Genomic DNA, 17,572 nt, shown 5'->3' on the forward strand with positions numbered 1-17,572 from the left:
ATCACCTCATCTGTAAAATTTGGAACCGATTACATTTGGTATTTTAAGAAATAATTAAATTATTTGGTAATTTTTATTTTAGAACATTCTATGACATTTTTAAAGCATTTAATACGAATTGAAAGAATTTTTATTAAATGCTCTAAGAAATTTTTCTTGGCAGATAGAAAATTACAAACTTCCCTTTCCTGATTAGTGTAACTAATGCATTCACCATAAAGGCATGGCATGCCTTAGTTTTCTAACACTTCCAATGTTCTATTAATCACGCTGAAATGGACATTCAGATAATGATGTATAGTCATCTCGTAAAAAATACTGCTTCCACTCAAAGTTATCTTCATTTCCGTAGCTATTTAAATGTGGGTGTATGGAGGCGGAATCATAATTGGATAATCTTTTTCTTACCATGTTTTTTATTTTTATAGCGTGAGGATTTGTTTTATAAAATTCACGGAATACCCATCTTGGAGTAATTGCAAGCATCATTGTCTCATATTGCCTGCTTTTGCGATGCTTATGGGCTGGAGTAGCACAATAGATAAAATACCTTTCACCCTCAAAACAAAATTCCCACATATGATGATGAGCATCTATTGGAATATCAGACGGCCATTCTATTCGGTCAATAGCAGCTAATCCATTTAATTGTTCCCAAAACAGTTGTTCAAATTGCTTTACAGAATAGGTTGTCTTCACTTCTTCTGGAAGTTGATAAAAAACAACAAGGGATGTGTATTTTCCAAATTCTCTCGAGGATTTTGTGAAATCTCTTAATAACTCGGAAAGCTCAAAAATCGTAGAACGCTCCCTTGGGTCCCCAACAAAACCATAACGAAACTGATTCAACGAGAACCCTATTGTAGCAGGTATGCATGGAAATAGATCCTTTTTATCGGTCATTTTTTTCTCAAATTGTTCAAGGGTTCTTTTTTCCCTGTGATCGAGTTTGTTTCTATTATCATGCCTAGCACTAAATAATCTGTTGATAATATCACCTCACAATAGCTTCTACAATATATTCAGTGAAACAAATATGGGTGAATGTCTAGAAAGGAAGTAAATGTGGTAACATAGCTTTTCCAGTTCTTTCAGTAAAAACTTAGGCACACATACGCAGGTTATACTTCTTAACTACTCAGAATCCATTACAAAGATTCCTCTATATAAAAAAGAGAAGCGAATCGCTTCTCTAATCAATTATCCTTTTTTCTCTCTTCGTTTTTCACCTTCAGAAATAATATATGCACACGCAGCATCACCAGTTATGTTTAAGGATGTACGAATCATATCCAATATACGATCCACACCGATAATTAATGCAATTCCTTCAACTGGTAGATTTATTTGATTTAAAACCATGGCAAGCATAATTAAACCTACACCGGGAACACCAGCTGTTCCTATGCTTGCTAGAGTAGCTGTTAGTATGATCAATAAAATTTCATTAAATCCTAGTGATACTCCATACACTTGAGCGATAAATACCGTTGCAACTGCCTGCATGATCGCAGTTCCGTCCATATTAATCGTTGAACCAAGTGGTTGTACAAAGCTACTTACTGATTTTTTAACACCAAGTTTTTCCTGTGCTATTTTCATAGCAATCGGTAATGTAGCACTTGAGCTGGAAGTACTAAATCCAACTGACATAGCTGGGAAGAATTCTTTATAAAACTTTATTGGACTCCCCTTACCTAATCCTTTAATCGCGATACTATATGTCACTGCACCATGAATGACTAATGCAAGAATTACTGCAATCATATACATCGCCATAGATCCTATTGCATTTAAACCAGCTCCACCAATTGCTGAAGCAATCAATGCAAAAGCACCATACGGAGCTGTTTTCATTATTAGATTAACTAGATACATCAGAATCTCATTTGCTTGTTCAAAAAGTCTATAAATTCCGCTCGTTTTCTCCCCTAAAACAGCAAGTGCAATACCAATGAAAATTGCAAAGGCAATGATCTGTAGCATATCACCACTGGTCATAGCTTCAATTGGATTGGTAGGAATGATATTGACCAATGTCTCCATGATCGGTGGTGCTGTTTTCTCTTCATAACTTACATCGCCTATATCATTAAATACCCCTTCTTCACCAGGCTCTAGTATGTATCCTACACCAAGCCCAATCATTAATGCGATGGCAGTTGTGATTAAATAAAAGGAAATAGTTTTTATACCAATCTTTCCTAATTTAGCTGGTTCTCCTAGACCAGCTGTACCTAATACAATAGATACAAATACAATAGGTACAACAACCATCATAATTAAGTTTAAGAACAGTTGACCTATGGGATTTAGTATATAGTTATCGATTGTTGAAAAGATATCCGGTGAGGAAAAACTTAACCCAATACCTACAATAACTCCTAGAAATAATGCTATAATTATCTTTTTTGTTAGATTCATATAGTTGCTCCCTTCGTAATATTATGAAAAATTTTGTTGATGGATAGGAAGAGTGGGATCGTTTACGCAATTCATAAAAGTGATGGGTGGCGCCCCCGGCAGGATTCGAACCTGCGGCACACGGTTTAGGAAACCGATGCTCTATCCCCTGAGCTACGGGGGCATACATTTTTGCAAAGTAACATTGACTATTATACAAAATCAATAGCATTATGAAAAGTATCATGAATTTTTCCCAAAAATTCCTCAATTCCTACTCTTTTAGTGGGTTTATTTTTTATCCCGCATGTAATGGGCAGTAAGACCCCCACTTCAAGACTTTGAAGTGAAGAAGGATAAGTGGGGGATCAACTGCCCGTAAATGTCCGATTGGTTCAACTAACATTCAGTGGGGGATGAAGAAAACCCCCTCTGAATGAAGTTTCACTTTATCTGAAGATAATATAGAACCATCCTTATATATATGTTAAAATTAGAAGATATCTGTCGAATTGATTTTTGATTGGGGGAGAAGATATGGCAGAAGTCCCTTTTATCGCAATAGAAGGACCAATTGGCATCGGAAAAACATCGCTTGCAAAGAAGCTCTCTGATCACTTTGATTTTCATTTATTAAAAGAAATTGTGGAAGAAAATCCGTTTCTTGGTAAGTTTTATGATGATATCGAAGAGTGGAGCTTTCAAACCGAAATGTTTTTCCTTTGCAATCGATTTAAGCAACTAGAAGATATAGAAAAAAAATACCTAACACAGCAAAAGGCAGTCGTAGCTGATTATCATATATCAAAAAACATGATCTTTGCAAAACGTACATTACAAGCAGATAAATTTAATAAGTATGAGCAAATTTATCATATCTTAACGAAGGATATGCCGGTACCAAATATGATGATTTATTTGCATGCTAGCTTAGATACGATTTTAGAACGGATCCAAATGCGTGGAAGAGAAATTGAACAAAACATAAAAGCATCCTATCTTTCACAGCTAGCTGATGATTATGAAGCATATATGAATGAATTCGAAATCCTACATCCAAAAATTCCTGTCATTCGTATTAATGGTGATGAATTGGATTTTGTAAAAAAACAAGATGATTTAGAGTCGATTATTAGTGATGTTCAACAACAATTAGCGAATCATATAGCTATCTCTAAATAAAAAGGGGAATACAATAATGAATTTAAGAGAAAAGTATCAAATCCCAAATGATAGTATCATTACAATTGCGGGGACGGTTGGAGTTGGAAAATCAACGATGACCAAAGCATTAGCAAATGCATTAAATTTTAAAACATCATTTGAAAAAGTTGATACAAATCCATATCTAGAAAAATTCTATGCAGATTTTGAACGTTGGAGCTTTCATTTACAAGTATATTTCTTAGCAGAGCGTTTTAAGGAACAAAAGAAAATATTTGAATATGGCGGTGGATTCATACAGGATCGTTCGATTTATGAAGATACAGGTATCTTTGCAAAAATGCATTATGAAAATGGGACCATGTCAAAAACAGATTATGAAACATACAAAAACTTATTTGATGCAATGGTGATGACACCTTACTTTCCACATCCTGATCTTCTGATCTATTTAGAGGGTACATTTGATGAAGTATTAAATCGTATTCAAGAACGTGGGAGAGAAATGGAAAGAAGTACACCGATTTCATACTGGGAAGAGATGTATAACCGCTATGAAAACTGGATTAATAACTTCAATGCATGTCCAATCCTACGTATAAATATTACAGATTATGATTTAATGAAAGAAGAGAATTCCATTGAACCTATTCTTGAAAAAATAGGACATTTTATTCAGCAATCAAGACGATGGGAAACAAGAGAATTAATTAAATAAGATGTATTTCGCATTGTATGCTGTTATGAATGTAAAAGCAATACTAGCGAATGAAATACACGAAGACTCCAAAAAGAGTTCCACTTTTTAGTTGGAACTCTTTTTTCTTCTGATATTCTTGGATTTTGTATTTCTTTTACCGATCATTAAAGAAAATTCATCACAAAACTTTTGATATAACGAAAAGGTAAGTTTACATATTTAATAAATTTTGTAAAAGGACAAAGCAATAAAACAACATATAAATTTATCATATGAATTTTAATGAACAGTTCACCTAGAATAAGATTTACTCCATAGCCTAGATTCAGAAGATATAAAATTCCAAACGTAATGGCTAAAATGGTAGAAATTTTACAAGTGGCATTTAAATAACGAGTTAACGTACTATCGTTATAATGATCCATATCCTCATATTGCCAGATTAACCCCATTACAAACACTGCTAAAGATACAATAAGTAACACAAACCATATCATACTTTCATCAAAAACCATGAATATCCCTCCGTAACCCTTTCTATATACTAAGCATATAAAATAAAGTTCAAAAGGAATATCAGGAAATCCCCCTATTTCGTGATAAAAATCACCTTACTTCCCAATAAGGAAGCAAAAACTTCCTTGCTTCGCACAAACAAAAACCTGTAAGATAGACTCATACTATGAGATAGGGGTATGTACAATGAAAAATGAGTCACATAAGCAATTAACGGAACGAGAACAAATTGCTGAACTTGTCATAGATAATGTCGTCGATGCAATTATTACGATTAATCGAAATGGAATTATTGGATCGTTTAATCCAGCAGCTGAAAAAATATTTGGCTACAAGGCTAATGAAGTAATTGGTAAGACAGTTAATAATCTCATGCCTGAACCTTATAAAAGTGAACACGATTCCTATATTGATAATTATGTACATATGGGAAAAGCAAAAATAATAGGAATAGGACGAGAGGTTACTGGAAAAAGAAAAGATGGATCGACCTTTCCTATGAATTTAGCTGTATCTAAATTTTTTATTGGAGAGGACATTCACTTTGTTGGGATTGTTCAGGATATTACCGAACGAAAAGAGACCGAAGCCGCTTTAGAAAAAGCACTTCGAGATAATTTTAATCATACCGTTAAAAACTTACAGAATCTCATATTTAAAGTAAAACAAATAAATGATGAATATTTATATACATTATCTGAAGGAAAAGCAGCACAAGCAATAGGCATGACTACAGAAACCATTCGAAATAAAAAAAATTCCGATATCCTTCCTGAACATTTAGTTGATGAGATAGATACCTATTTTCAAAAAGCCTTTAATGGAGAACATATTAACTATGAACTATCCTTTGAAGGAAAATTTTTCTTTATATCCCTTTCGCCAATCATTGAAAATGGTGTTGTAACAGAATTGGTTGGGTCTGGTATTGACATTACAGACCGTAAAAAAATGGAGAAGGCTTTGGAGATAGCTCGCGATCAGGCACTAGAAGCATCAGAGTTAAAGTCACAATTTCTGGCCAATATGAGTCATGAAATACGTACACCGATGAATGGTATTATCGGTACAGTCGATCTTTTGCGTGACACTCCATTAAATAAGGAGCAACAAGAATATTCCAATATCATCTATGACTCATCACAAGCATTGTTAACTATTATCGATGATATCCTTGATTTTTCAAAGATGGAAGCAGGAAAAATGAATATAGAACAGATCCCATTCCAACCAACCTCCTTAGTTGAAGGAATGGCGGAAATTTTATTAGCTAGAGCTCACCGAAAACGAGTATCCTTAATGACTTTTGTTGATCCGGCTATTCCTCCGATTCTTTTGGGAGACCCAGGACGTCTACGACAAATATTACTAAACCTTAGCGACAATGCTATTAAATTTACAGAACAAGGAAACGTTGTAGTTCGTGCTATATTAGGTAAGAAAAGTAACCATCAAGTTATCATTCATTTTGCTGTCATTGACACTGGAATAGGAATGTCTGATGAAGAGCAAGCTCGTTTGTTCCAACCATTTGTGCAAACAGATGGATCAACTACACGAAAATATGGTGGTACGGGTCTAGGTTTAGCGATTTCAAAAAAACTGATTGAATTAATGGGCGGTGAGATTGGGGTAGAAAGCGAAAAGCATAAAGGTTCAACATTCTGGTTTAACATTCCATTTGATATTCCTGAAAAATATGAAAAGGAAACAATTACTGTGCCAACGGATTTCACTTTAGAAAGCTTCCGTATACTTATAATTAATGACCATCCTGATGAACGTGAGATCTTAGAATCGTATTTAAACTCATGGGGAATTAAATATAAAACGATTGAAAATGAAATTGATGCATTAGCTGAATTACAACAAGCTGCTATTAATCATAAGCCGTATAAAGTAGCAATAGTAAATCTCACCAATCCAGACATGGAATACGATGCATTCATCAAAATTATGAAGCAAAATATTCATTTAACCAGTTTAAAAGTGTTACTATTAACTGATTTTAATTCTAAATCAAGGTTGAGGGAAATCACAGGTTATGATGCAATTCTAACTAAGCCAATCAAGCAGTCACAGTTATTCGATTCTATTATAAATGTGGTAAGTTCAACAATGGAACGTCCATCTATTTCAAAAAGTGAACATGATATTATATTGTCAGATGAACATTCAACTCCTAAGGGAAAACAAACAATTCTTTTAGTTGAGGATAACCCCGTGAACAAAAAGGTAGCCATTTTTCAACTTAAAAAGCTAGGCTACACGGTTGAATCCGTCACAAATGGAAAAGATGCAATCAAGAAGCTAACAACGTACAACTATGATGCTATTTTAATGGATGTTCAGATGCCTGAAATGGATGGAATTGAAGCAACAAAAGAGATTCGAAACAATCCTTCTATATTACAAAAGGATGTTCCTATTATCGCGGTTACAGCAAATGCTTTACCAAGTGATAAAGAAAAGTATCTTGCAGCTGGAATGAACGACTATTTAAGTAAACCGGTCAGACTAGATAAAATGCGTGTCATACTCGAAAAATGGGTAAAAAAAGAGGAAAGTCAAATAGATTCACAAATAAGGAACAAAGATTTAACTGACGTAACTACTGTTCCAATTCAGCTTGAAAAACTAACTTCAAGCTATGAAGATAAGGAAATGATCAAAGAATTACTGGAGTTATTTATAGAAACAGCCCCGTCCTTAATTGAATCAACGAAAAAGGAACTTGATCATGGCAATATAATGAAGGCTAGAGAATCTATACATGGTTTAAAAGGATCTGCAGCTGTTATTGAAGCAGCTTCATTTGTACAACTATGCGTGGAAATCGAGAAAGAAATGAAACACGCTAATTGGAGTTCTGTGAACTCATTAATTTCTAATCTTGAAGTAGAGTTAGCAAAAATAAAGCGATTTTTTTCCGATCAAATGGATTTTAACTGAGGGGATGGGATACATCTCCTTCCTTTTCTCTTACAAACACAACAGGACAATTTACTTTATCACAAATAGATGATGTCAAACCAATGCCTTCTTTATTTTCCTTGTCAGCAACAATTAGCATATCCATTTGTTCAAATTTAACCGCCATAATTATCTCCTGAATAGGATTTCCGACCTGAATAATTTTTTTGAACCAAATATCATGTTGAGTTAAATATGCCTCTGCTTGTTGAAATAGTTTTACTTCAGGAAGGCTTAGTTTTGGTTGAGTTTTAACTACTTCAAGCTTGCTAGAAAGTGGAAAAACATACATTAGAAATACTTTTAAATTGCTGATATCTGATGTGATTCGAATCGCTTTTTCAACTGCTTCCTTAGCTCCATCCATATAATTAGCATATATAAGTACTTTATTTCCCATAGCATAATCCAACCTTTTTACAAATTCTGTATTTCAAAAATTAGTTACTACCACTAGTATAAAGATTAATGCCATAAAAAAATATCAGGGTTTCCCCTGATATTTCTAAATTTATCGAACTTGGGCGAGAAGACTCTTTCCTCCATACGCGATAGCGTTTAGGTGGGGGGGATGTCAAACATCTAGATCAAGCAATCCTTTTTTCATTGCATACTGAACAAGTTCATGACGCTTTTGGAATCCTAGTTTATCCATAATTTTACTCTTATGACTTTCAACTGTTTTTACACTTATATATAGTATTTCCGAAATTTCTTTATTACTATATCCTTTTGCTATTAACACAAGTGTTTCTTTTTCTCGATCACTAAGAAGATTATATTTAGGCATATCTTCCCCTTTATCAATTTGCACTAAATAGTTTTCAACCAACTTTTTTGTTGCAGTTGGATACAAATAAACTTGCCCGTTTGAAACTGAACGAATCGCATTAACTAACTCTGAATCTAGAGCATTTTTTAATATGTAGCCGGATGCCCCAGCTTGAAGCACTTGAAATAAATACTTATCGTCATCATGCATGGTTAAAATTATTATATTTGAATCTGGTAAGGATTGTTTTAATTCTGTGGTCGCTTCTAAACCATTTTTACCAGGTGGCATGCTTAAATCCATAATAATAACATCTGGTTTTAAAGACAGTGATTGTTGGATTGCTTCCCTGCCATCTGCAGCTTCACTTATTACTTCCATATCATCCTGTTGAGCAAGTAGCATTTTTACCCCTGCTCTAACAATTGCATGATCATCAGCAATTAGTATGCGAACTTTTTCTACCACAAGCCTTACCACCTTTCTTCATAATAAACGTATGTAATTCTATTCTACATGAATCATATAAGTCCTGCTAGGCTTTTTACAAAAGCCTATAGAAGAATCGCTTTAAGATACTTAGTTACACTTATGCTTGATAGGAAAGTTTTTACGCTCCTATCTGCCAAAAAAAATAAAGCCGTTACAACTGTAACGACTTTATCATATCTCCAAAATTTATGCGCTATTTTAATTAAAATGGAGGAGGTAGAGGGATTCGAACCCCCGCGCGGTTTGACCCGCCTGTCGGTTTTCAAGACCGATCCCTTCAGCCAGACTTGGGTATACCTCCGTAGCAACATTTATTAATATACAGGATTTTATTTTTCATGTCAATGAATTTTTAATACATCTAAAAATAAAATAAATTTCTGATAATATCAAAAAAACTAGAACCATAATACCTAGTTCTAGTTTTGCAATGTGATTTTTGATAGTTTGTTGTTACCTATGACAGATTGTGTATAGAATGAGCAGGAACTTAAGGTATGAAAAACTTGGTTAAGATTTAAGACGTAATGTACCACCCCCGAGATCGCTCCTAAAATACATTTCGCTTTCACTTCCAGCATAAGGGCGACATCTGTTCAAGCTCTTTGCAGTCGCTTAGGTGTTAATCCTTCCAATCATCGCACTACTAGCGTAGGCAGAATACGTAGACTCCGGCGGGAACAGCACGTGTCCGAAGATCCCGCAGGAAGGTGGTTTTGCTTCCGAGGAAGCTGAGGCCGTGCCCGCGGAAAGCGAAGTATTCTGCCGGAGCGGTGTTTTCGCACTCATTTCGAAAGAGCGGATGTAAGCTAAAATTCACGAGAAAGTTACTACGCATTCTATATCAACTGCGAAAGCTCAAGCTAAATCTTTCACAACAACCTTACTTAATAACTTCTTTTCCACCCATGTATGGTCGCAATACTTCAGGTATTACAACTGTACCGTCTTCTTGTTGATAATTTTCTAAAATTGCTGCTACGGTACGGCCAATTGCAAGTCCTGAACCATTTAATGTATGAACAAATTCTGGTTTACCATTCGTTTCTCTTCTAAAACGAATTCCTGCTCGTCTTGCTTGGAAATCTTCAAAATTAGAGCAAGAAGAGATCTCACGATACGTATGTTGACTTGGAATCCAAACTTCAATGTCATATTTCTTCGCAGCTGTAAAACCTAAATCACCAGTACACATACTCATTACACGGTAAGGTAACTTTAATAGCTGTAAAACCTTTTCTGCATGTCCTGTTAGTTTTTCTAACGTTTCATAAGAGTCTTCTGGTTTCACAAAATGAACTAGTTCTACTTTATTGAATTGGTGTTGGCGAATTAATCCGCGTGTATCACGACCAGCTGAACCTGCTTCAGAACGGAAGTTTGCACTAAAAGCTGCATATTGTTTAGGTAGGTCATCTACACTTAGAATTTCATCCCGGTGATAGTTTGTAACTGGAACCTCTGCAGTTGGTATTAAAAAATAATCGGTGTCACTAAGTTTAAATACATCTTCAGCAAACTTAGGTAACTGTCCTGTACCAGTCAGACTTGCACGATTTACGATTTGAGGTGGTAGCATCTCTTGATAACCGTGCTCATCAGCATGTAAATCCATCATAAAATTCCAAAGTGCACGTTCAAGTCTTGCACCTAAACCTTTATAAACAACAAATCGACTACCTGTTATTTTTGCAGCTCTTTCAAAATCAATAATTTCTAATTTCGTAGCGAGATCCCAATGCGGTTGTGCCTCATAATCGAAAGAAGGTAACTCTCCCCATTTTCTTGCTTCCACATTATCCTCTTCATCTTCCCCTACAGGAACACTTTCATGTGGAATATTTGGAATGGATAACATAATTGTTTCTAGATTTTCTTCTATGTCTTTTAATTCATTATCTAATGCTTTTATTTGTTCACCTACTTCACGCATTTCCTTGATCGCAGGTTCTGCATCTTTCTTTTCTTTTTTCAATACAGAAATTTGCTTCGATGCCTCATTACGTTTAGCTTTTAACGCTTCTGTTTCATTAATTAATCTACGGCGTCTTTCATCTAATTCTCCAAAACGATCTAATTCAGATAAATCTTCTCCACGATGTTTTAATTTTCCTTTTACTTCTTCAAAGTTGTTACGTAAAAACTTCATATCTAACATACTTTTTTCCTCCTTCATTCTTCTGGTAAATACAAAAAACTCCCGTCCCATTATTAGGGACGAGAGTTTATCTCCCGCGTTGCCACCCTTGTTGAAGAGAAAAATCTCTTCCGGCTCTAAGTAATTAACGGCACTTCACCGGGTTTACTTACTAATAGATAAGTCTATTTTCAATAAACCAGTTCAAGGATGGATTCACAGTATGCTTTCATCGATTCACACCAACCATCGACTCTCTTAAGAATGCTTTACTGCTACTAGTTCCTATCAATACTTTTTTACAAGATATTGTTACGTTTGATTTAATTATTTTATATCATAGCCAAATTGCGATTAAGATGCAAGTGTTTTCGTTGAATTTTTAACCATATCCACAAAATGTTGTATAACTCGGTTATCTTCTGTTAATTCAGGATGAAATGCCGTACACAAATAATGACCTTGTTGCGCTGCTACGATACGATCATTATACGTTGCTAGTGGCTCTGCTTCTGGCCCTAATTCAAGAATATATGGAGCACGAATAAATACTGCATTAAAATCCTCTGCAACATGCTTAATGGATAGCTCCGCTTCAAAACTTGCAACCTGTCTACCAAACGCATTTCTTGCAACTTTCATATCCATCAACCCAAGATGTGCATGTTCCTGACCGTCTATTTCACTTGCCATCAAGATTAATCCAGCACAGGTACCAAATACTGGTTTACCTTTTTTGCCAAATTCCTGAAGAGCGGTAAAAAATCCATAGCTATCAATTAGGCGACGCATTGTAGTACTTTCTCCACCAGGGAGTATAATGCCATCAATTTCATCTAGTTGTTCCATTCGTTTTATTTCAATAGCCTTTACGCCACATTCTTCTACGGAGCGAATATGTTCACGAACGGCACCTTGTAAGGCTAGAACACCAATTGTCGTCATATAAAACATTCCCTTTCTATTCGCTGCGATCTTGCATACGATCACTTGCAGATAGAGTACTCATTTCAATACCTTTCATAGCTGTACCAAGATCTTTAGATAGCTCAGCAATCAATTTATAATCTTTGTAGTGTGTTGTTGCTTCTACAATAGATCTAGCAAATTTTTCAGGGTTATCAGATTTAAAGATACCTGATCCAACAAATACTCCATCAGCACCTAATTCCATCATTAAAGCAGCATCAGAAGGAGTAGCAATTCCACCAGCAGCAAAATTAACCACAGGTAAACGTCCTTCTTCTCTTATTTGTAATAACAATTCAAATGGTGCGCCAATTTCTTTAGCATATGTCATCACTTCATCTCTAGACATACCAGTTACTTTACGAATTTCTGATTGTACTTGGCGCATATGACGTACCGCTTCTACAATATTTCCTGTCCCTGGCTCACCTTTTGTACGAAGCATAGAAGCACCTTCTCCAATACGACGAGCTGCTTCTCCTAAGTTACGGCAACCACAAACAAATGGTACAGTGAAATCAGATTTATTTAAATGATATACATCATCAGCAGGAGTTAATACTTCACTCTCGTCTATATAATCAACACCCATTGCCTCTAATACACGTGCTTCTACAATATGTCCAATACGTGCTTTTGCCATTACTGGAATAGATACAGCGTTCATTACCTCTTCTGTAATCGTTGGGTCAGCCATACGAGCTACTCCACCCGCAGCACGGATATCTGAAGGTACACGCTCTAGTGCCATTACTGCAACAGCACCCGCAGCCTCAGCTATCTTTGCTTGTTCAGCATTTACGACGTCCATAATAACGCCGCCTTTTTGCATTTCAGCCATTCCTCTTTTTACACGTTCTGTTCCTCTGTTTGTCATGGTTATGTCCCCCTATGTATGTTTTATGGTGCAAAGAGTCGACAACAGTCAACTCTTTGCTAGTTTAACTAAACCAACCTTTAACCGTATCAAGTAGTGAACCGAAAATATTACCGAAGAAGTTTCCTACTGCACTAAGAGTTAACATAAACCAATTAGCTTTTTCCACTCCATCTTCCGTAACAAGATCCACCGTATGACTACTGCCTCCAGTAATATATCCATATTCATTGTCACCGGTATAAATAAGTTCAGCAGTTCCTATTACTTCACCTTTTTCAATTGGAGCAATTAATTCTCCAGATTCGTTTAACTTATCCTCATCAATATGATATTCAATCGTATACGAATCTTCATCCCCTTGCTCAATAGGAGCAGAAAATCCTTCATTTATAGAAATTTCAACTGTATCTTCTTTACCTTTGGCAACCGGAAGTGAAGATTCACCCTCTATTTGATATCCAGCGGCGAATAATTCCTTTGTATGGAAATTATTATATCCATAATCCATTAATTTAGCAGTTTCTTCATAACGGATCTCACTTGAACCACTTGTTCCCATCACAACAGATATTAATCTTTTTCCGTTGCGTAAAGCAGTTCCAGTAAACATCTTCCCTTTTTCATCACCGGTATTACCTGTTTTTAGACCATCAATTCCTTCATAATAATATTGATCTAAACTAGTTGTATTATGAGGTAACATATAGTTCCAGTTACGAATTTCCTGTCCATCAAAAACTTCCGTCGGTCGACTTGAAAAGTCTAATACTTCCGGATAATCTCTAATTAGTCGGTATGCTAGTAATGCTGCAGACTTTGCAGACATTAAATTAACTTCATCCGAGCTAGTCCCTTCTGGAGGAATGACACCATCGTTATTATTTTTCAATCCAGTTGAATTGACAAATTTATACTCTGGAAGTCCAAGCTCTTCTGCTTTTTGATTCATTAATTTAACAAACTCACCTTCAGATCCTGCAACTAATTCTGCTAGAGTGATAGTTGTTGCATTATCCGAATTGATTGCCATTGCTTCATATAATTCACGGACATTATACTCATAGTCCATTCTTAATCCTACACCAGAATAATTACTATTCGCGGATATATCAAACGCATATTGGCTAATTTCTGTTGTTGTTTCCCAGCTTATATCGCCGTTTTCAATTGCTTCTAACACTAAATACTCTGTCATCATCTTAGCCATACTCGCTGGATTTATTGGCTCGTCTATATTTTTACCGTATAAAATCTTACCTGTATCAAAGTCAACTAAAATAGCAGCTTCAGCTTGTACATCTAATTCAGCCGCTGATGCTGTAATTGGTTGTGTTATGAATGATGCTACTAAAACAAATACAACAAGTATCATCGAGAAAAACTTGGTATTTTTCACTTTCTCTACCTCCACCTTAAGCTGTTAATAACTAGGTTTATATTTTTATATACACCTTTGTTATTTTATCATAAAACACTATAAAAAAATAGACAGGGAAATATCCCTATCTATCTCCAAAAAAAGGAAAATATTCATCAATTATCCAAATTGATTTACACCGAATAATTCGGAGCTTCTTTTGTTATTTGTACATCGTGAGGATGGCTTTCACGTAAGCCAGCGTTTGTAATGCGAATAAAACGTGCATCATTACGTAATGAATCGATTGATTCTGTTCCACAATATCCCATACCAGATCGCAGCCCACCAATCAATTGATGGAATGTATCTGCTAATGGTCCTTTATAAGGTACTCGACCTTCAATACCCTCAGGAACAAGTTTTTTCGTTTCTGATGATTCTTGGAAATAACGGTCTTTAGATCCAGCTTTCATGGCACCGACAGAACCCATTCCGCGATATACTTTATACTGTCTTCCCTGATAGATTTCTGTTTCTCCAGGACTTTCTGTCACTCCAGCAAACATACTACCTAACATGACAGCATGTGCACCAGAAGCTAGTGCTTTTACAATATCACCAGAATACTTAATTCCGCCATCTGCTATAACCGGAATACCATATTTTGCAGCAGCTACTGCACAATCGTGAACAGCAGTGATTTGTGGAACGCCAACACCAGCTACGACACGTGTAGTACAAATAGATCCAGGTCCAATACCTACTTTTACGATGGATGCTCCTGCTTCAATTAATGCCTTTGTTCCTTCTGCTGTTGCTACATTTCCAGCAATAATATCCAGAGTCGGATATACTTCACGTACGCGTCTTACCTGATCAATAACACCTTTTGAATGACCATGTGCGGTATCAATAACGATAACATCCACACCTGATTCCACTAATTTTTCAATCCGCTTCATAGCATCGCCAGTAACACCAACTGCAGCCCCAACTAGTAATCTTCCTTGAGCATCTTTTGCTGCATTAGGGAATTCGATGACCTTCTCAATATCTTTAATAGTGATTAATCCTTTTAAAACGCCATCTTGATCAACAAGGGGAAGTTTTTCAATTTTATATTGTTGAAGTAATTTTTCCGCTTCTTCTAATGTCGTTCCTACTGGAGCAGTTACTAGATTTTCATTAGTCATTACTTCAGAAATAGAAATGGAATAATCCTGAATAAAACGTAAATCACGGTTCGTTATAATACCTACTAGCTTCTGTTCTTCAATCGAATTTACGATTGGTACACCAGATATGCGGAATTTACCCATTAAATGCTCTGCATCAAAAACCTGGTGTTCAGGAGTGAGGAAAAATGGATTGGTAATGACTCCACTTTCTGAGCGTTTTACACGATCTACTTCTTCAGCCTGTTGTTCAATAGACATATTCTTATGAATAATTCCAAGGCCACCTTGTCTTGCCATTGCAATAGCCATAGGTGCTTCTGTAACAGTGTCCATTCCAGCACTAATTAAAGGAGCATTCAACTTCAAATTCTTACTTAAGATCGTACTAACTTGAACATCTCTTGGTAAAACTTCTGATTCTGCAGGAACCAATAAAACATCATCAAATGTTAACCCCTCTTTTACAAACTTATCCTCACGCATGATTCTCCTCCTCATTTTATATTTTGTATATTCAATCAAGCTTTGAGTAAACTATATAGGTATATCTATTGTTATTTAGAATACGTTAACGCAACTACTTTTTCAATATGTGTTTCTTAGAAATAAAAAGTAAATAGATTCTAAATCTTTTTAATTGTTAAAAGGGGATATAATATGAATAAGAAAGCAATTGATACATTCTTTGTATATCTTCAATCTCAAGAAACAGCGCAAGTTTTTTTACATAATTGCTATAAACAATTAAACGATGTTGATGCCGAAAAAAAGAGCTTTGAAAACAGTGGGAAGTTTTTATACTATTTGGAGGAAGGAGGTCTATTTTTCTCAGAAGCAGAAAAGGTTGATATAAGACTTAGACCAATCTTATACTTCTATGGCCTCGTACATATGCTAAAGGCATGTCTTGTAACAAATCGACCAGATTATCCGGAATCCACCTCTATTCTTGCACATGGGGTATCAGCAAGAAAACGAAAGCGAAAGGATTATTCGTTTTTGCTTGATGAAGTAAAAATCCAGCAAAATGGATTATTTACTTATTCTTCTAAGCACTTATTTCATTTATCAAACTCACCATTCACAAAAATTCAGATGGATATTTTATTTGGGGTAGTACCTGAAATGAATGACTTTTATGTATGTCAACAGCAACCCAAATGTATTTCAATTGGTAATCTAGGTTTAACTACTTTATATTTTCCTTCCACGTTATTAGATAGTTACTATCTAACGGAAAAGTCCTTTATTAATCGGATTCGTCCCTATTTACCATCTATTGAATCAGTAGAAAAAACAAATGATGTTATAGAGGTACATGTGAAAAAGCCTTTAGTTCCTGCTAATGGTCCATTTTATTTACACTTAGATAGAAATGAGATTTATTTTCCGATTGAAAGGGAGTATTTCCTTAAGGCTCCTGAGGTATTGATCCATTATTTGCTTTTATATAATTTAAGTATGGTTAGCCGTTATGAAACGGAGTATTGGGGAGAGCTATTTTCTACAAAATATGATTTTGATTATGCATCGATTCATTATTATTTAACGAATGTAGCCGATAAAGCGCGTTACTTACTAGGGAATTGGCTTCTTGATAAAAAACAGAGTCACTAAAAAACTTGGCTTTTTCCATGCCTTTAAAAAAAATTAGTTGCACTTATACAGGATAGAAAAGTATAAAATTTCCTATCTGCCTAGAAAGACCCTTTCGTTACGAAACAAAAAATAGTACAACCATAAGAAAACGCAAAGGTTTTTTTACCTTTGCGTTCGTTGTTATATAAAGTAGATGTAAAAAGCGCAGTAACTAATGGTATGAAACTAGGAAAAATTTAAGAAGTAATGTACTGGTCTTGACATCGCTCCAAAAATACATTTCGCTTCCACTTCCAGCACAAGAGCGACAGCTGTTCAAGCTCCTTTTAGTCACTATCACAGTGTCTACTTTACCGTGAGAAAGGGCACAGCCAGAGAGCATCTTGAATATGCTTCATTGCCCTTGCGCCGAGGAACTATACTTCGAAG

At 35.4% G+C, this 17,572-nt stretch carries 14 protein-coding genes, 2 tRNA genes and 1 other annotated feature; of the genes, 4 read left to right on the forward strand and 12 right to left on the reverse strand.

Annotated features, from left to right (window positions below; genetic code table 11):
• Nucleotides 1-261: 261 nt before the first annotated feature.
• From GMD78_RS06895 to GMD78_RS06905, 3 genes are all read right to left on the reverse strand, one after another.
• Complete coding sequence (locus tag GMD78_RS06895) at nucleotides 262-903, reverse strand: YqcI/YcgG family protein (protein ID WP_155668101.1); 642 nt, start codon at nucleotides 901-903, stop codon at nucleotides 262-264.
• 297 nt (nucleotides 904-1,200) lie between these two features.
• The gene (locus tag GMD78_RS06900; RefSeq protein WP_155668102.1) at nucleotides 1,201-2,424 is read right to left on the reverse strand and encodes a dicarboxylate/amino acid:cation symporter; all 1,224 of its coding nucleotides are present in this window, start codon (nucleotides 2,422-2,424) and stop codon (nucleotides 1,201-1,203) included.
• A gap of 87 nt (nucleotides 2,425-2,511) precedes the next feature.
• Nucleotides 2,512-2,587: transfer RNA gene (locus GMD78_RS06905), tRNA-Arg, on the reverse strand.
• A 353-nt stretch (nucleotides 2,588-2,940) separates the two neighbouring features.
• Here GMD78_RS06905 and GMD78_RS06910 point away from each other — a divergent pair.
• Together GMD78_RS06910 and GMD78_RS06915 are read left to right on the forward strand one after the other, a co-directional pair.
• On the forward strand, nucleotides 2,941-3,585 hold the full coding sequence (locus tag GMD78_RS06910; RefSeq protein ID WP_155668103.1) for a deoxynucleoside kinase: 645 nt from the start codon (nucleotides 2,941-2,943) through the stop codon (nucleotides 3,583-3,585).
• A 16-nt stretch (nucleotides 3,586-3,601) separates the two neighbouring features.
• Nucleotides 3,602-4,285 carry a deoxynucleoside kinase gene (locus GMD78_RS06915; RefSeq protein ID WP_155668104.1) on the forward strand — a complete coding sequence of 228 codons (684 nt, stop codon included), beginning with the start codon at nucleotides 3,602-3,604 and terminating at the stop codon, nucleotides 4,283-4,285.
• A 146-nt stretch (nucleotides 4,286-4,431) separates the two neighbouring features.
• Here the strand turns inward: GMD78_RS06915 and GMD78_RS06920 are convergent, their stop codons facing one another.
• Nucleotides 4,432-4,782 carry a hypothetical protein gene (locus GMD78_RS06920; RefSeq protein ID WP_155668105.1) on the reverse strand — a complete coding sequence of 117 codons (351 nt, stop codon included), beginning with the start codon at nucleotides 4,780-4,782 and terminating at the stop codon, nucleotides 4,432-4,434.
• Nucleotides 4,783-4,969: 187 nt separating this feature from the next.
• On the opposite strand from GMD78_RS06920, the gene GMD78_RS06925 reads away from it, so the two are divergent.
• Nucleotides 4,970-7,735, forward strand: coding sequence for a PAS domain S-box protein (locus tag GMD78_RS06925; protein ID WP_155668106.1), 2,766 nt, complete (start codon nucleotides 4,970-4,972; stop codon nucleotides 7,733-7,735).
• Here GMD78_RS06925 and GMD78_RS06930 read toward each other — a convergent pair.
• The 8 genes from GMD78_RS06930 to guaB form a co-directional block, all read right to left on the reverse strand.
• On the reverse strand, nucleotides 7,728-8,156 hold the full coding sequence (locus GMD78_RS06930) for a universal stress protein (protein ID WP_155668107.1): 429 nt from the start codon (nucleotides 8,154-8,156) through the stop codon (nucleotides 7,728-7,730). The genes GMD78_RS06925 and GMD78_RS06930 overlap by 8 nt on opposite strands.
• A 174-nt stretch (nucleotides 8,157-8,330) precedes the next feature.
• A complete protein-coding gene (locus GMD78_RS06935; protein ID WP_343042173.1) occupies nucleotides 8,331-8,996 on the reverse strand; it encodes a response regulator in 666 nt (221 codons plus the stop codon).
• A gap of 232 nt (nucleotides 8,997-9,228) precedes the next feature.
• Nucleotides 9,229-9,321 (reverse strand) — tRNA-Ser (locus GMD78_RS06940).
• A 582-nt stretch (nucleotides 9,322-9,903) separates the two neighbouring features.
• Nucleotides 9,904-11,178, reverse strand: a complete 1,275-nt coding sequence (serS, locus tag GMD78_RS06945) for a serine--tRNA ligase (RefSeq protein ID WP_155668108.1) — start codon at nucleotides 11,176-11,178, stop codon at nucleotides 9,904-9,906.
• 52 nt (nucleotides 11,179-11,230) lie between these two features.
• Nucleotides 11,231-11,458, reverse strand: a binding site (T-box leader).
• Nucleotides 11,459-11,511: 53 nt separating this feature from the next.
• Entirely contained in the window at nucleotides 11,512-12,102 is a 591-nt protein-coding gene (pdxT, locus tag GMD78_RS06950) for a pyridoxal 5'-phosphate synthase glutaminase subunit PdxT (protein WP_155668109.1), read from the reverse strand.
• Between the two features lie 16 nt (nucleotides 12,103-12,118).
• Nucleotides 12,119-13,003, reverse strand: coding sequence for a pyridoxal 5'-phosphate synthase lyase subunit PdxS (gene pdxS / locus GMD78_RS06955; RefSeq protein WP_155668110.1), 885 nt, complete (start codon nucleotides 13,001-13,003; stop codon nucleotides 12,119-12,121).
• A gap of 64 nt (nucleotides 13,004-13,067) precedes the next feature.
• Nucleotides 13,068-14,402, reverse strand: a complete 1,335-nt coding sequence (locus GMD78_RS06960; RefSeq protein WP_425495047.1) for a serine hydrolase — start codon at nucleotides 14,400-14,402, stop codon at nucleotides 13,068-13,070.
• A gap of 155 nt (nucleotides 14,403-14,557) precedes the next feature.
• On the reverse strand, nucleotides 14,558-16,027 hold the full coding sequence (guaB, locus tag GMD78_RS06965) for an IMP dehydrogenase (protein WP_155668111.1): 1,470 nt from the start codon (nucleotides 16,025-16,027) through the stop codon (nucleotides 14,558-14,560).
• Between the two features lie 174 nt (nucleotides 16,028-16,201).
• Between guaB and GMD78_RS06970 the strand changes: the two genes are divergently transcribed.
• On the forward strand, nucleotides 16,202-17,161 hold the full coding sequence (locus tag GMD78_RS06970; protein ID WP_155668112.1) for a YaaC family protein: 960 nt from the start codon (nucleotides 16,202-16,204) through the stop codon (nucleotides 17,159-17,161).
• Nucleotides 17,162-17,572: the final 411 nt, after the last annotated feature.

It is taken from the genome of Ornithinibacillus caprae (genome assembly GCF_009728145.1).
GTDB classification, from domain to species: Bacteria; Bacillota; Bacilli; order Bacillales; family Amphibacillaceae; genus Ornithinibacillus; species Ornithinibacillus caprae.